Annotated in this window: 11 protein-coding genes and 1 rRNA gene; 5 read left to right on the top strand and 7 right to left on the bottom strand. The window is 58.3% G+C overall.

The genetic code is table 11. From position 1 onward, the window contains the following. The first annotated feature begins 4 nt into the window (after nt 1-4). Nucleotides 5-119: ribosomal RNA gene (gene rrf, locus BN1139_RS12210) — 5S ribosomal RNA — on the top strand. A 193-nt stretch (nt 120-312) separates the two neighbouring features. Continuing rightward, nucleotides 313-1,149 (top strand): tRNA cyclic N6-threonylcarbamoyladenosine(37) synthase TcdA, encoded by an 837-nt coding sequence (tcdA, locus tag BN1139_RS12205; RefSeq protein ID WP_005355682.1) that lies wholly within the window; start codon nt 313-315, stop codon nt 1,147-1,149. Between the two features lie 21 nt (nt 1,150-1,170). On the opposite strand, the gene BN1139_RS12200 is transcribed toward tcdA, so the two are convergent. Together BN1139_RS12200 and BN1139_RS12195 are read right to left on the bottom strand one after the other, a co-directional pair. Further along, entirely contained in the window at nt 1,171-1,605 is a 435-nt protein-coding gene (locus BN1139_RS12200) for a SufE family protein (RefSeq protein WP_005355679.1), read from the bottom strand. A 13-nt stretch (nt 1,606-1,618) separates the two neighbouring features. Then, a complete protein-coding gene (locus BN1139_RS12195) occupies nt 1,619-2,839 on the bottom strand; it encodes an aminotransferase class V-fold PLP-dependent enzyme (protein ID WP_005355677.1) in 1,221 nt (406 codons plus the stop codon). Between the two features lie 181 nt (nt 2,840-3,020). Between BN1139_RS12195 and rep the strand changes: the two genes are divergently transcribed. After that, nucleotides 3,021-5,033 carry a DNA helicase Rep gene (gene rep / locus BN1139_RS12190; RefSeq protein ID WP_005355674.1) on the top strand — a complete coding sequence of 671 codons (2,013 nt, stop codon included), beginning with the start codon at nt 3,021-3,023 and terminating at the stop codon, nt 5,031-5,033. A gap of 2 nt (nt 5,034-5,035) precedes the next feature. On the opposite strand, the gene BN1139_RS12185 is transcribed toward rep, so the two are convergent. From BN1139_RS12185 to BN1139_RS12165, 5 genes are all read right to left on the bottom strand, one after another. Next, the gene (locus tag BN1139_RS12185; protein WP_005355671.1) at nt 5,036-7,312 is read right to left on the bottom strand and encodes a putative bifunctional diguanylate cyclase/phosphodiesterase; all 2,277 of its coding nucleotides are present in this window, start codon (nt 7,310-7,312) and stop codon (nt 5,036-5,038) included. 84 nt (nt 7,313-7,396) lie between these two features. Next, complete coding sequence (locus BN1139_RS12180) at nt 7,397-7,852, bottom strand: c-type cytochrome (protein WP_013723354.1); 456 nt, start codon at nt 7,850-7,852, stop codon at nt 7,397-7,399. A 197-nt stretch (nt 7,853-8,049) separates the two neighbouring features. Then, the gene (gene tdh / locus BN1139_RS12175; protein WP_005340852.1) at nt 8,050-9,078 is read right to left on the bottom strand and encodes an L-threonine 3-dehydrogenase; all 1,029 of its coding nucleotides are present in this window, start codon (nt 9,076-9,078) and stop codon (nt 8,050-8,052) included. Between the two features lie 55 nt (nt 9,079-9,133). After that, a complete protein-coding gene (locus BN1139_RS12170) occupies nt 9,134-10,324 on the bottom strand; it encodes a glycine C-acetyltransferase (RefSeq protein WP_005342487.1) in 1,191 nt (396 codons plus the stop codon). Nucleotides 10,325-10,439: 115 nt separating this feature from the next. Beyond that, a complete protein-coding gene (locus BN1139_RS12165; protein ID WP_005340848.1) occupies nt 10,440-11,084 on the bottom strand; it encodes a TetR/AcrR family transcriptional regulator in 645 nt (214 codons plus the stop codon). A gap of 158 nt (nt 11,085-11,242) precedes the next feature. On the opposite strand from BN1139_RS12165, the gene rfaD reads away from it, so the two are divergent. Both rfaD and BN1139_RS12155 read left to right on the top strand, forming a co-directional pair. Continuing rightward, a complete protein-coding gene (gene rfaD / locus BN1139_RS12160; protein ID WP_005340846.1) occupies nt 11,243-12,199 on the top strand; it encodes an ADP-glyceromanno-heptose 6-epimerase in 957 nt (318 codons plus the stop codon). 118 nt (nt 12,200-12,317) lie between these two features. Continuing rightward, complete coding sequence (locus BN1139_RS12155; protein WP_013723355.1) at nt 12,318-14,078, top strand: bifunctional glycosyltransferase family 4 protein/polysaccharide deacetylase; 1,761 nt, start codon at nt 12,318-12,320, stop codon at nt 14,076-14,078. Nucleotides 14,079-14,081 lie beyond the last annotated feature (3 nt).

Raw genomic sequence — 14,081 nt, 5'->3', positions numbered from 1 at the left:
TTTGCCTGGCGGCCATAGCGCCGTGGAACCACCTGATCCCATGCCGAACTCAGAAGTGAAACGCGGTAGCGCCGATGGTAGTGTGGCATTCGCCATGCGAGAGTAGGACACTGCCAGGCACCCAATTTAAGAACCCCGCTCATCGAGCGGGGTTTTTTATTGCCTGCAATTCATAAAATCGTCTAATAACTGACCTTTTATTCCCTCTTCCCTGCCGTTTTCTCCATTTTTCCTCCCCGATTTTCTCCGGTTCTGCCATCGCGGCTGGCGGTGGTTGCCGTTATAATGGCCGCCCTCAAGCAAGGTGGTGGTATGAAAGCAGAATATCTACAGCGATTCGGGGGCATTGCCCGTCTTTATGGTCAGAATGCCCTGCGTTCCTTTAGCCAGGCCAAGGTCTGTGTGGTGGGGATCGGCGGCGTAGGCTCCTGGGCGGCCGAGGCGCTGGCCCGCGCCGGTATCAGCCAGATCACCCTGATCGACATGGACGATATCTGCATCACCAACACCAATCGCCAGATCCACGCTATGCAGGGGACGGTCGGTCGCCTCAAGACCGAGGTGATGGCCGAGCGTATTCGCGCCATCAATCCGGATTGCGAAGTGATCGAGGTGGATGATTTCGTCACTGCCGATAATCTGGCCGAGCATATCAAGCGGGAGTTTGACTATGTGGTGGACGCCATCGACTCGGTCAAGGCCAAGGTGGCGCTGATTGCCTTCTGCAAGCGCAACAAGATACCGGTAATTGTGGCGGGTGGTGCTGGCGGGCAGATGGATCCGACCCAGATAACCGTGGCCGATCTGGCCAAGACTATTCAAGACCCGTTGGCGGCAAAGGTGCGCTCCGACCTGCGCCGGTTGCACAATTTCAGCAAGAATCCGGCGCGCAAATTCGGGGTGGAGTGTGTCTTCTCAACCGAGCAGCTGAGTTATCCGGATGGTAATGGTGGCACCTGTCAGGCCAAGGCCGCCAGCGATGGCACCATGAAGATGGATTGCGCCTCCGGTTTTGGCGCCGTGACGCCGGTGACGGCAACCTTCGGGCTGGTTGCCGCGTCCCGGGTATTGAAGAAGATTGCCGAGCGGGGCGCCCGAGCCGAGAAAGAGAGCGGGAATGAAGAAGCTGGATCGATTGGCGAAGCTTAATCGACCACTGAACAGAGCGGGTTAGACAGCCTGTTCCCGGATCGCCAGTACGATCGCTCTGAGCCCGTTACCTCGTGACGGGCTCAAGTGTTTCTCAAGTCCCAGTTCGGTGAGATACCCTTCCATATCAAATGCCTGGATCGCCGCAGACGATTGGTGGTTGAGTGCCGCCAACACGATGACGATGAGGCCACGCACGATGCGAGCATCGGAATCACAGGCAAAGTGCCAGCAGCCATCCTCGCTTTGTTCTCCCTTCAGCCAAGCCTGGCTTTCACATCCCTTGAGGCGAAATGCCTCCTGCTGCCATTCGCTGGGCAGTGCAGGCAGCTGCTTGCCGAGCTGGATAATGAGCCGGTACTGGTTCTCCCAGCCGTTTACTGCCGCAAATTGCTGACGGATGCTATTTGTGTCGGGCTCAACGCCTATCCGGGTATAGGTTGCGAGGCTGTTCATTGGATTGTCTGCCTTAAAAGAAGTCACTGAGTTTGTGCAGGGCGGCCAGCAGGGCGTCGACATCGTCCCGATTGTTGTAGCAGGCCAGCGAGGCACGTATGGTGCCGCCGATCCCGAGCGATTCCATCAGTGGCATGGCGCAGTGATGGCCGACTCGCAGGGCGATCCCCTGCATGTCGAGCAGGGTAGCGGCATCTTGCGGGTGGATATCCTCCAGTAAGAAAGAGACCGCACCGGCGCGCTGGTCGGGCTCGCCGATCAGGCGCAGCCCCGGCACCTGTTGCAGGCCTGCGACTAGATAGTCGGTCAGCGCCTGCTCATGGTTGGCGAGCCATTGCCGATCTTGCCCCATCACAAAGTCGATGGCTGCGGCGAGGCCGATAGCACCAGCGATATGGGGGGTGCCCGCCTCGAATTTGAAGGGCAGGGTATTGAAGGTGGTGCCGCTGAAACTGACCCGATCGATCATCTCGCCACCGGCTTGCCAGGGCGGCATCCGCTCCAATAGCTCGGTGCAGCCCCACAACACACCGATGCCGGTCGGGCCATAGAGCTTGTGGCCGGAGAAGGCGTAGAAGTCGCAACCGATGGCTTGCACATCCACCTCGAGATGAGCCACCGCCTGGGCGCCGTCGATCAGCGTCACGGCGCCAACCGCTTTGGCGGCCTCTACTATCCAGGTGACCGGATTGACGGTGCCAAGGGCATTGGATACGTGGGCCACGCTCACCAGCCGGGTGCGTGGCCCCAGCATGGCGTGATAGGCGGCCAGATCGAGATCGCCCCGCTCATTGAGGGGGATGACCCGGATCACCGCTCCTGTGCGTTGGGCGACCAGTTGCCACGCGACGATATTGGCGTGGTGCTCCAGCGTGCTGAGGATAATTTCGTCCCCTGCCTTGAGCTCGCTCATCCCCCAGCTCTGGGCCACCAGATTGATCGCCTCCGTGGTGCCGCGGGTCCAGATCACCTCGTGGCTGTGGGGCGCATTGATAAAGCGGGCGACCGTCTCGCGGGCCGCTTCGAAGGCGCGGGTGGCACGGCCACTCAGGGCGTGGGCGGCGCGGTGCACGTTGGCGTTGTCGGCCCCATAGTAGTGAGCGATGGCATCCAGTACCGCGCGCGGCTTCTGGGTTGTGGCGGCGTTGTCCAGATAGACCAGAGGGTGGCCGTTTACCTCCTGCGCCAAGGCCGGAAACTGGCTGCGCAGTTGGTCGTGCTGTTGCTGATTCATGCTCCCCTCATCATCTGGAAAAAGTCATCATCTCGAAAGGTCGGTCATGATCCTGAAAATAGCGCCCGAACACAAGGCGCGATAAGCCCGATGGGCGGTTGCCTGCCGTGCAGCAGGTACGGCTCATCGGGTGATTTCTGGTACAATGCCGCCCCTCATCATAAGCCAAGAGATCCGGCCCATGAAGCTCAACCCCAATCAGAACGAAGCGGTCAAGTATGTTTCCGGCCCTTGCCTGGTGCTGGCGGGTGCCGGATCGGGCAAGACCCGCGTCATCACCAACAAGATTGCTTATCTGGTGCAGCAGTGCGGCTACAGTGCGCGCAACATAGCGGCGGTCACCTTTACCAACAAGGCTGCGCGGGAGATGAAGGAGCGGGTTGGCCAGACTTTGGGTCGCAAGGAGGCGCGGGGGCTGATGGTCTCCACCTTCCATACCCTGGGGCTCGATATCATTCGTCGTGAGCACAAGAGCCTGAATCTCAAGGCGAACTTCTCCCTGTTCGACGACACCGATCAGCTGGCACTGCTGAAAGAGCTGACTGAAGACGAGCTCGACAACGACAAGGACAAGCTCTCGGCCCTGATCAGCCAAATCTCCAACTGGAAGAACGACCTTATCCTGCCAGCCCGCGCCATGCGCATCGCTCGCGGGCCGGAAGAGGTGCTAATGGCCCAGCTCTATGAGCGCTATCACCGCCAGATGGTGGCCTATAACGCGCTGGATTTTGACGACCTCATCGTGATGCCGACCCTGTTGCTCAAGAGCAATCAGGAGGTTCGCGAGCGCTGGCAGAACAAGATCCGCTATCTGCTGGTCGATGAGTACCAAGACACCAACACCAGCCAATACGAGCTGGTGAAGCAGATCGTCGGCGAGCGGGCACGTTTTACCGTGGTAGGGGATGATGACCAGTCCATCTACTCCTGGCGCGGTGCCAAGCCGCAGAATCTGGTGCTGCTAAGCGAAGATTTCCCCAGCCTCAAGCTGATCAAGCTGGAGCAGAACTATCGCTCCAAGCGGCGGATCCTCAAGTGCGCGAACATCCTGATCGCCAACAACCCGCACGTCTATGACAAGGCGCTCTTCTCCGAGTTGGATGAAGGGGTAAAGCTCAAGGTGCTGTTTGCCAAGAACGAGGAGCACGAAGCGGAGCGGATCGCTGCCGAGATGATGGGCCACAAGTTTATGAACCGCACCCGGTTCAAGGATTACGCCATCCTCTATCGGGGCAACCATCAGTCGCGCATCTTCGAGAAGGCGTTGATGACCAACCGGATTCCTTACCGTATCTCGGGCGGTACCTCGTTTTTCTCCCGCACCGAGATCAAGGACATCATGGCCTACCTCAAGCTGCTGGTGAATCCGGATGAGGACACCGCCTTTCTGCGGGTGGTCAACCTGCCGCGCCGCGAGATTGGCCCCACCACCCTCGAAAAGCTTGGCCAATACGCCAACCAACGTGGCAAGAGTCTGTTTGCCGCCAGCTTCGAGCTGGGGCTGGAGCAGCATCTTTCCGGCCGCGGCCTCGTGGCCCTGCAGGCATTCACCAACTGGCTGGTGCGCCTTGGCGATCAAGCGCTGCGCGGCAATCCGGTGGAGGCGGTGCGGGACATGATTAAGGAGATCCACTACGAAGAGTGGCTCTACGAGACCTCCCCCAGCCCGAAAGCGGCCGAAATGCGGATGCAGAACGTCTCCACCCTCTATCGCTGGATCACCGAGATGCTGGAAGGGGATGAGCTGGAGGAGTCGATGACGCTGGCCCAGGTGGTCACTCGCCTCACCCTGCGCGACATGATGGAGCGCAACGAAGGGGAGGATGATGCGGATCAGGTGCAGTTGATGACGCTGCATGCCTCCAAGGGGTTGGAGTTCCCCTATGTCTACATGGTGGGGATGGAGGAGGGCTTGCTGCCCCACCAGACCAGCATAGATGAAGACAACGTGGAGGAGGAGCGGCGTCTCGCCTACGTGGGCATCACCCGGGCCCAGACCGAGCTGACCTTTACCCTCTGCAAGGAGCGGCGTCAGTTTGGCGAGTCGGTACGGCCAGAGCCGAGCCGCTTCCTGCTGGAGCTGCCGCAGGATGATCTTGAATGGGAAAACCAGAAGAAGGTGACTGCCGAGGAGCGCCAGCAGAAGGGGCAGGTCGGTGTTGCCAACCTGCGGGCGTTGTTCAAGAAGGGTTAACTCTAAGGATTGGCCGGGGTCAGTAGCGGCACTATATCTGCTCCCGGCATGGGCGGTGAGATATAGCGCCCTTGCCCCATCCGGCAGCCGATATCAATCAGCTTCTGCAACTGCTGCTGGTTCTCGATCCCCTCGACGACCAGGGTGTAATCGAGATCCTGACAGATATCCCGCATGGCGCGGATTAGCGCCAAATCTTTGGGCGATTGCAGCATCCTCTGGGTAAAGCTGTCATCCACCTTGATGTAATCCACCGGGAAGTGGAACAAGGCGTTGAGGGAGGAGAAGCCGGTGCCGAAATCATCGAGGCTGATCTGGATACCCTTGGCCCTCAGGTCATGCAGGGATGCCAGTGCATCGGAATCTTGTCGCGACAGCTCCCGCTCGTTGAATTCAAAAATCAGATAGCCGGGGGCGACCCCTTCCTCTTCGATAATTCCCATCAGCCGCATGATGTGGTCATGGTTGACCAGATGTTTGCCCGACAGATTGATGGCGACCTTGAACTTGCCCTGCCCGGAGATTGGCAGCCAGTTCTTCAGCTGTTGGCAGGTGTGGCGCAGGATCTGGTAATCCAGCTCCAGTATCAGACCGCACTGCTCTGCCAGCGGAATAAAGTCGAACGCATCCTTCAGAATCCCCTCCTCGGTCAGCCAGCGCGCCATCACCTCCAGTCCGGTCAGGCGGCTATCCTGCAGCCGGATCACCGGCTGGAAGTAGGGGACGATACGCCCCTCCCGCAGGGCTCTGGCCAGCATCTCTTCCGGCGAATTCCAGTTCTGGTTGATACAATCATCCGAGTAGCTGACGATGCGACTGCGACCATTGCGCTTGGCCTGATACATGGCCAAATCGGCCTGATGGAGCAGCTGGCTGATATCTGAGGTTTGCTCGGAGACGCTCGATACCCCAAGGCTGACGGTAATGCTCAGCTCGTTGCCGAGTAGCCGGAACGGGTAGGAGAGACGGCTGATAATGCGGTTGAGCACCGGGCTGATGTCATCGTCGCTCTTGCTGCTGTCCAGATAGATGACGAACTCGTCGCCCCCCAGTCTGGCCACCAGATCGTTTTGCCGGATGCAGGTCTGCAGGCGGCGGCTCACCTCCTTGAGCAGCTGATCGCCAGCGCTGTGGCCCAGGGTGTCATTGATCTGCTTGAAGTGATCCACATCGATAAAAATTACCGCGAATCCCGGTGACTTGTAGCGGTTGTAGTGGGTCATGGCGTGGTTGAGGTGGTTCATCAACAGCGCGCGGTTGGGCAGTTGGGTCAGCGGGTCGTGAAGCGCATCGAATTGCAGCCGCCGTTCCAGCTCCTGATGCTGCTTGAGCTGCTTTTGCAGCCTGAGGTTGGTCTGACGCAGCTGTTGCAGCCGCTGGTTGATGGAGTCTTCGGTATTGATGTCGTTGAGCTGCTGGCGGATCCGTCTCAGCTCCAGCAGCAGGGTGAGCTGACCACGCAGGAAGTCGAGAAACAGCTTGTCGTCGGTCTCCAGCGGTTGAGCCGTGCTGATGATGAAGTGGGCGAAGTACTGTTGTTGCAGCCGCAGCGGCATGCTGTGCCAGTAGCGTGACTCCCTGCTCACCTCGATATTGCTGGTGCTGTGGCACAAGCCGCTGATGAACTCGTCTCCCTGATGGGGATGGGCGGGGTAGATTTTTTCCAGCTTTTGACTGGTTAACCTGACCAGCAGCATGTCCTCGATGGTGAGCATCTGGCGCAGTACCGCTTCCAGCTGGGAGAAGAGCGCCTGAGCCGGCAGGGTATTGGCGAGCCGCATGATGCGGCTGATGCTCTCGATTTTCTTTTTCCAGTTCGGGTCTTTGCGGATCAGCGGCGAAGGAAGCTCGGTGAGATGGGAGCCCGCCTGGGTTTCGGTCAGCCGTTTGGCCAGACACTCCAGCAGCAGACGCAGGGTCGGCAGGTCGGCAGGGGTGCCGCGAGCCAGCAACCACTGTATCTGGCCATGCTCAATGGGGAAGACGCACCACCCTTCGGCTTCATCCAGCTGGGTGAGCTGATCGGTGATGCGGGACTGCTCACGGCCCAGCTGTTGCTTGAAGATGTCGCTGACCTTGTAGGCGTAAAGCCAGTTCAGACCGGTATCGGAGAGGCCCAGCATGCCGAAATGTTGCAGCGGGCAGAGTTGGTCAATCTGCTGGATCAGGGCATCGTAATCGTCAGATGTGGCGGTTTGTGGCGCCGGGAAGTCCATAATGGCAGAGACCAACGCCAACAGAGGAGTTGAGTAGTGGGGTTCGATGGATTGGGCCGACATGTGCAACTCCCGATATGTCTACCTTACAAGAGTAGTCGGAAGCCGATAGATTGAAAGGGCCGCAATTGCGGCCCTTTCAAATACTTACAGCTTGTCGATCATGTAGTGGATGGCGTTTTCAATCTCTTCATCACTACAGTTCGCACAGGTGCCGCGCGGAGGCATCATGCCGGACTTGCCGGTAAAGCCTTCGATGGCATGTTTCTTGAGAGTATCAATGCCCTGGGCGATGCGAGGATCCCAGGCGGCCTTGTCACCCCGTTTGGGGGCACCAGCGGCGCCGGTGTCGTGGCAGGCAAAGCAGGCGCCCTTGTATACCGTTTCGCCATCGCGGGGACCGGAAGAGGCGGCCGCAGTCGGTGCAGCACTCGCGCCGGCAATACCTTCCAGATCCTTGGCGGTATAGACCTGACCGATTGGTTTGATCCGCTCGGCAATGGCCTCCGGTGATATCTCATCGGCAGCAAGCACTGCCCCAGACAAGCTGGCGGCCGTCATCCCGACAGCCAGCAAATAGCTCAGTTTTTTCAACACGCTCATATACTCCCAGCAGTCTTTTATTATCCATGTAAACGACGGGATTATAACCGAATAGTTACAGCCATTTAAACGCTTGTGTGTGAAGTGTTAAACACTCTGCGTGCAAAGTTTTGGCCGATATCACGGCAATTCGGGTGGTGGAGATAAAAAGAAACCCGGCATTCGCCGGGTTTCGAGTAACCAAGGGGTGAAACGGCCTATTTATCCCAGCTCAGTATCACCTTGCCGGAGTGGCCGGAGCGCATCGCATCGAACCCCTGCTGGAATTCGTCGATGTGGAATCTGTGGGTGATGATGGGGGAGAGATCCAGCCCGGACTGGATCAGGCTGGCCATCTTGTACCAGGTCTCGAACATCTCGCGGCCATAGATCCCTTTGATAAACAGCCCCTTGAAGATCACCTTGTTCCAGTCGATGGCCATGGTGGAGGGGGGAATGCCGAGCATGGCGATCTTGCCGCCGTGGTTCATCTTGTCGAGCATCTCCTGGAAGGCGCTCGGGACGCCTGACATCTCCAGCCCCACATCGAACCCTTCGGTCATGCCCAGCTCGCTCATCACGTCGGCCAGCTTCTCCTTGGCCACGTTGACCGCGCGGGTGGCGCCCATCTTGCGGGCCAGCTCCAGTCGATATTCGTTGACGTCGGTGATCACCACGTGGCGCGCACCCACATGGCGGCAGACGGCGGCGGCCATGATGCCGATGGGGCCTGCCCCGGTGATGAGTACATCTTCACCCACCAGATCGAAGGAGAGGGCGGTGTGCACCGCATTGCCGAACGGGTCGAAGATAGCGGCCAGCTCGTCCGGGATGTTGTCCGGCAGCTTGAAGGCGTTGAATGCGGGGATCACCAGATATTCGGCAAAGGCGCCCGGGCGGTTGACGCCAACGCCAATGGTGTTGCGGCAGAGGTGAGTGCGCCCGGCACGGCAGTTGCGGCAGTGGCCGCAGGTGATATGGCCTTCGCCGGAGACCCGATCGCCGATGGCGAAGCCGCGCACTTCCTGACCGATGGCGACCACTTCGCCGACATATTCGTGGCCGACCACCATGGGTACCGGAATGGTCTTCTGGGACCACTCGTCCCAGTTGTAGATATGGATATCGGTGCCGCAGATGGCGGTTTTGCGGATCTTGATCAGCAGGTCGTTGTGGCCGAGCTCGGGGGCCGGCACATCCGTCATCCAGATGCCGACCTCTTTGTGCAGTTTGGAGAGTGCTTTCATGGCTGTTCCTTCAATATGAATGCAGAAAAAAGGGGCTGCTGCCCCTTGATTCAAATCAGATAACGCCGAGTTCACGGCCGATGCGGATGAAGGCGTCGATCGCCTTGTCCAGCTGCTCGCGGGTGTGAGCGGCAGACATCTGGGTGCGAATGCGCGCCTGGCCCTTGGGCACGACCGGGAAGGAGAAGCCCACCACATAGATGCCGGCTGCCAGCATGCGGCTCGCCATTTCGGAGGCTAGCTTGGCATCCCCCAGCATCACCGGAATGATGGCGTGGTCGGCGCCAGCCAGAGTGAAGCCAGCGGCACTCATCCGCTCGCGGAAGTAACGGCTGTTCTCTTTCAGACGTGCGCGCAGGTCGTGACCTTCCGCCAGCATGTCGATCACCTTGATGGTGGCGGCAACGATGGAGGGGGCCAGCGAGTTGGAGAAGAGGTACGGGCGGGAGCGCTGACGCAGCCAGTCGATCACCTCTTTCTTGCCGGAGGTATAGCCGCCGGATGCGCCGCCGAGCGCCTTGCCCAGAGTGCCGGTGATGATGTCGACCCGATCCATCACGCCGCAATATTCGTGGGTGCCACGACCATTCTCGCCGATAAAGCCGACGGCGTGGGAGTCATCCACCATCACCAGCGCATCGTATTTGTCTGCCAGATCGCAGATGGATTTGAGGTCGGCGATGACGCCATCCATGGAGAAGACGCCGTCGGTAGCGATCAGCTTGAAGCGGGCGCCGTCGGCGTCAGCCTGCTTGAGCTGGGCTTCCAGCTCGGCCATGTCGTTGTTGGCGTAGCGATAGCGCTTGGCCTTGCACAGCCGCACGCCGTCGATGATGGAGGCGTGGTTGAGGGCATCGGAGATGATGGCATCTTCGGCACCGAAAAGGGTCTCGAACAGGCCGCCATTGGCGTCGAAACAGGAGGAGTAGAGGATGGTATCTTCGGTGCCGAGGAAGGCAGACATCTTCTGCTCCAGCGCTTTGTGCTGATCCTGGGTGCCGCAGATGAAGCGTACCGAGGCCATGCCGAAGCCGTGGCTGTCGAGTCCCTGATGGGCGGCGGCGATCAGATCAGGGTGGTTGGCCAATCCCAGATAGTTGTTGGCACAGAAGTTCAGTACCTGCTCACCGCCGACGGCGATGCTGGCCTGTTGGGCGGAGGTGATGATGCGCTCCTGCTTGTACAACCCTTCAGCTTGCACCTGGTTCAGTTGCTCGGTCAGGTGACGATAGAATCCGTTAGACATCCTCGATCCTTAGTGGCTATTTCAGCTGCGTATCAACAGAGGGCGACATTTTACTGCAATCTGTTGCGGTAAATTCAAATGATTGTGCTGATATTCAACAAATGTGAAACAGATCTCACCCAGCTGGTTGGGCCAGCTGGCGGTAGTGCTGTTCCAGCTGCTGGATTTGTCCGGCCACTTGGGGTTGCACATAGGGGCGCAGCAGGAACAACACCTTCAACACGCCCTGATAGAGCAGAGGTTTGGTGATGCGGGTGTTGGGGGCCTGGGCAATCTGGAATGGGATCCAGCAGGTCACCACCATCTTGATGGTCTGGCCCAGATCCGGCAGGTCTTCATCGCTGACATCTATGATGCCCCCTTCGCGCAGGCTCCGGAGCAGCGCGACCACGGAGGAGCGCATCTGCTCCTGGGCCTTGAGGTACTTCTGTTGCAGCGGCTCGTCACGGCTCAGGATGTCCGGCAGATTGGCGTAGAAGAAGCGGAACTGCCACATCAGATAGAAGATGGCATCGAGATAGCCCATCAGATCCTGCAGGGTGATCTCACGGTTGCGGGTCGGGACGAAGCTCTCGCTCAGGTGACGGGCATACTGGTCGAAGATGGAGTGGATGATGTCTTCTTTATTGCGGAAGTGGTAGTAGAGGTTGCCCGGGCTGATGCCCATGTGCGCCGCAATATGGTTGGTGGTGATGTTGCGTTCACCCTGATCGTTGAACAGCTCGGTCGCGCTGTGAATGATCCTGTCTCTGGTTTTCATCACTCATTCCTCCAACAGGTTCCGCTCGGGGCAGTTTTGAACAAGGTCGAATCCCCGGACGGCCCGTGATAAACTTTTCGGCAATTTCAAATTGGCTCACTATACACAGCTTTAACAAGCAGTCACATGTAGCCATCAACGTACGAGAGGCAAACTCCATGATCGTAGTAACTGGCGGTGCTGGCTTTATCGGCAGCAATCTGGTCAAGCAGCTGAACGCTCAAGGACGGACCGATATCGTGGTCATTGATGACCTGACCGACGGCACCAAGTTCGTCAACCTGGTCGATCTGACCATCGCTGACTACATGGACAAAGACGAGTTTCAGGCGCGCATCGTCTCCGGTGACGAGTTTGAAGAGTGGGATAACGGCATTGAGGTGATCTTCCACGAAGGCGCCTGCTCTGCCACCACCGAATGGAACGGCAAGTTCATCATGGAGGTCAACTACGAGTACTCCAAGGATCTGTTCCACTACTGCATCGAGCGTGAAATCCCGTTCATTTACGCCTCTTCTGCCGCGACCTACGGTGGCCGCAACGACAACTTCATCGAAGATCCCAAGTTCGAACAGCCGCTCAACGTCTACGGCTACTCCAAGCAGCTGTTTGACCAGTACGTGCGCCGCTGGATGCCGGAGATCAACTCTCAGGTTGTCGGTCTGAAGTACTTCAACGTCTACGGCCCGCGCGAGCAGCACAAAGGCTCCATGGCTTCCGTCGCCTTCCACCTCAATACCCAGGTGAAGAAGGGCGAGAATCCCAAGCTGTTCGAAGGTTGCGATGGCTTCCCGAACGGTGGTCAGATGCGTGACTTCATCTATATCGACGACGTCTGCAAGGTAAACCTCTGGTTCTGGCAGAACCCGCAGCACTCCGGCATCTTCAACTGTGGTACCGGCCGTGCCGAGCCGTTCCAGAACGTGGCCGAAGCGGTGATCAAGCATCATCAGAAGGGAGCTATCGAGTACATCCCTTTCCCGGATCACCTCAAGGGTCGTTACCAGAGCTTCACCCAGGCTGACATGACCAAGCTGCGCAGCGTGGGTTATGACGCCGAGTTTAAAACCGTTGCCGAAGGGGTAGCGGATTACATGGCCTGGCTCAACCGCTAACGGGTGAGCACAACGCGGCAGTTTGAGCGCAAAACCGGAAGTGGGCCCTCGCCTGCTTCCGGTTTCTGGTCTCTGTAGCTGCTTGCCGTTCCTCTCTTCTCTACCGGGTAACCGCGCGATGAATATATTGATGGCACTCTCCCAGCTCGAGGTAACGGGAGCTGAGGTCTATGCCACCACGGTCGGTAACGAACTGACCCGGCGTGGTCACCACGTCTTTTATGTGTCAGATACCCTGACCAAGCCGACCCTTGGCCCCGTCTTCAAGCTGAGATTCAACAAGCGCAGCATTCTGCGCCGCTTCTGGCACGTCTTTTACCTCATCTATCTCATCAAGAAGCATCATATTCAGTTGGTGCATGCTCACTCCCGCGCCTCCGGCTGGAGCAGTTATGTGGCCTGCAAGTTGACTGGCACCCCGATGATCACCACGGTGCATGGTCGCCAGCCGGTGCACGCTTCGCGCAAAGCGTTCCATGCCCTTGGGCTTAGGGCGGTTGCCGTTTGTGAGGATATTGCCCATCAGATTGTCGACAATCTGGGGGTCGATCCCGCGATCGTGCAGGTGCTGCGCAACGGTATCGAAACCGACAAATTCCAGCCTGTACCTGCGCCGGATAATCCAAAGCCGGTGATCGCCATCATTGGCCGTTTGAGCGGCCCCAAAGGGGAGCTCTGTTACCGTCTGCTCGACGAGGTACTCGATCTGGATGCCTGCAAGGTGCGGATTGTCAGCGGTACCAAGGTACCGGAGCGCTTTGCCCGTTTCGAAGGCCGTGCCGAGTTTGTTGGTTATGTCGATGATGTGCCCGCTCTGCTGGCGAGTTGCGATCTGGTGATCGGCGCCGGTCGGGTAGCGATGGAAGCACTGCTCTGCGGTCGGCCCGCCTTTGCCATTGGTGAAGCCAGGGCCATTGGTCTGGTGACCGAACAGAATCTGGATGATGCTCTGGCGAGTAATTTTGGCGATATCGGTCCCAAGGATCTAGCTATCGATTTTGCTGCTCTGGAGGGAGAAATCGAGCCCGCCCTGGCCAGCAAGACGGTGCCGGAAGTCATTCGCCAACGCATTCAGGATGAGTATGGCTTGCAGGGGGTAGTATCCGGCCTCGAAACCATCTATCAGGATGCCGTAGTCGAAACCCTGCGCCGCGAGATGCCCGTCATCATGTACCACCGCTTTATCGAACAGGATAGCGAGAAAGGGGTGCATGGCACCTGGATGCCGATCACCATGTTCGAGAAGCATCTGCGACTGATGAAGTGGCTCGGCTACGAAACCCTGACTTTCCGCGATTTGGCGGACAAAGGCTTTATCCACCGTCTGCAATACGGCAAGAAGTACCTGATGATCACCGCCGATGATGGCTATCAGGACAACCTGACCCGCATGCTGCCGCTGCTGGAAAAATATGGTTATAAAGCCGTGGTGTACGTGGTCACCGGTGAAGGCTATAACCGTTGGGATGTGGAGCATCCGACCAATCCGGACACCAAGGTTTCATTGATGAGTGGTGAGCAGGTCAAGGCGCTGGCCGCTAGCGGTCATGTGGAGATTGGGGGTCATACCCTGACTCACCCCCGCTTGAGCAAGCTCACACCCGAACAGCAAGCCCATGAAATTCAGGAGAATAAACGCCAACTGGAGGCCCTGCTTGGCCATCCGCTGCTCTCGTTCGCCTATCCTTACGGAGATATGAACGAGAGTGCCAAGGAACAGGCTATCACCGCCGGGTATCGTTTTGCCGTTGCTACCAATAGCGGCCCCAAAGCAATGCACCAGGACCCTTTCCAGATCCGCCGGATTGCCATCTTCCCCCGTACCGATGTGTTCGGATTGTGGCGCAAGATTCGCGGGAATTATGTATTCAGGAAGTAATGA

The organism is Aeromonas veronii bv. veronii (assembly GCF_000820225.1).
Taxonomy (GTDB): Bacteria; Pseudomonadota; Gammaproteobacteria; order Enterobacterales; family Aeromonadaceae; genus Aeromonas; species Aeromonas veronii.
Note: the sequence above shows the minus strand (reverse complement) of the source record. Positions and strands in the feature narration are given on the sequence as shown.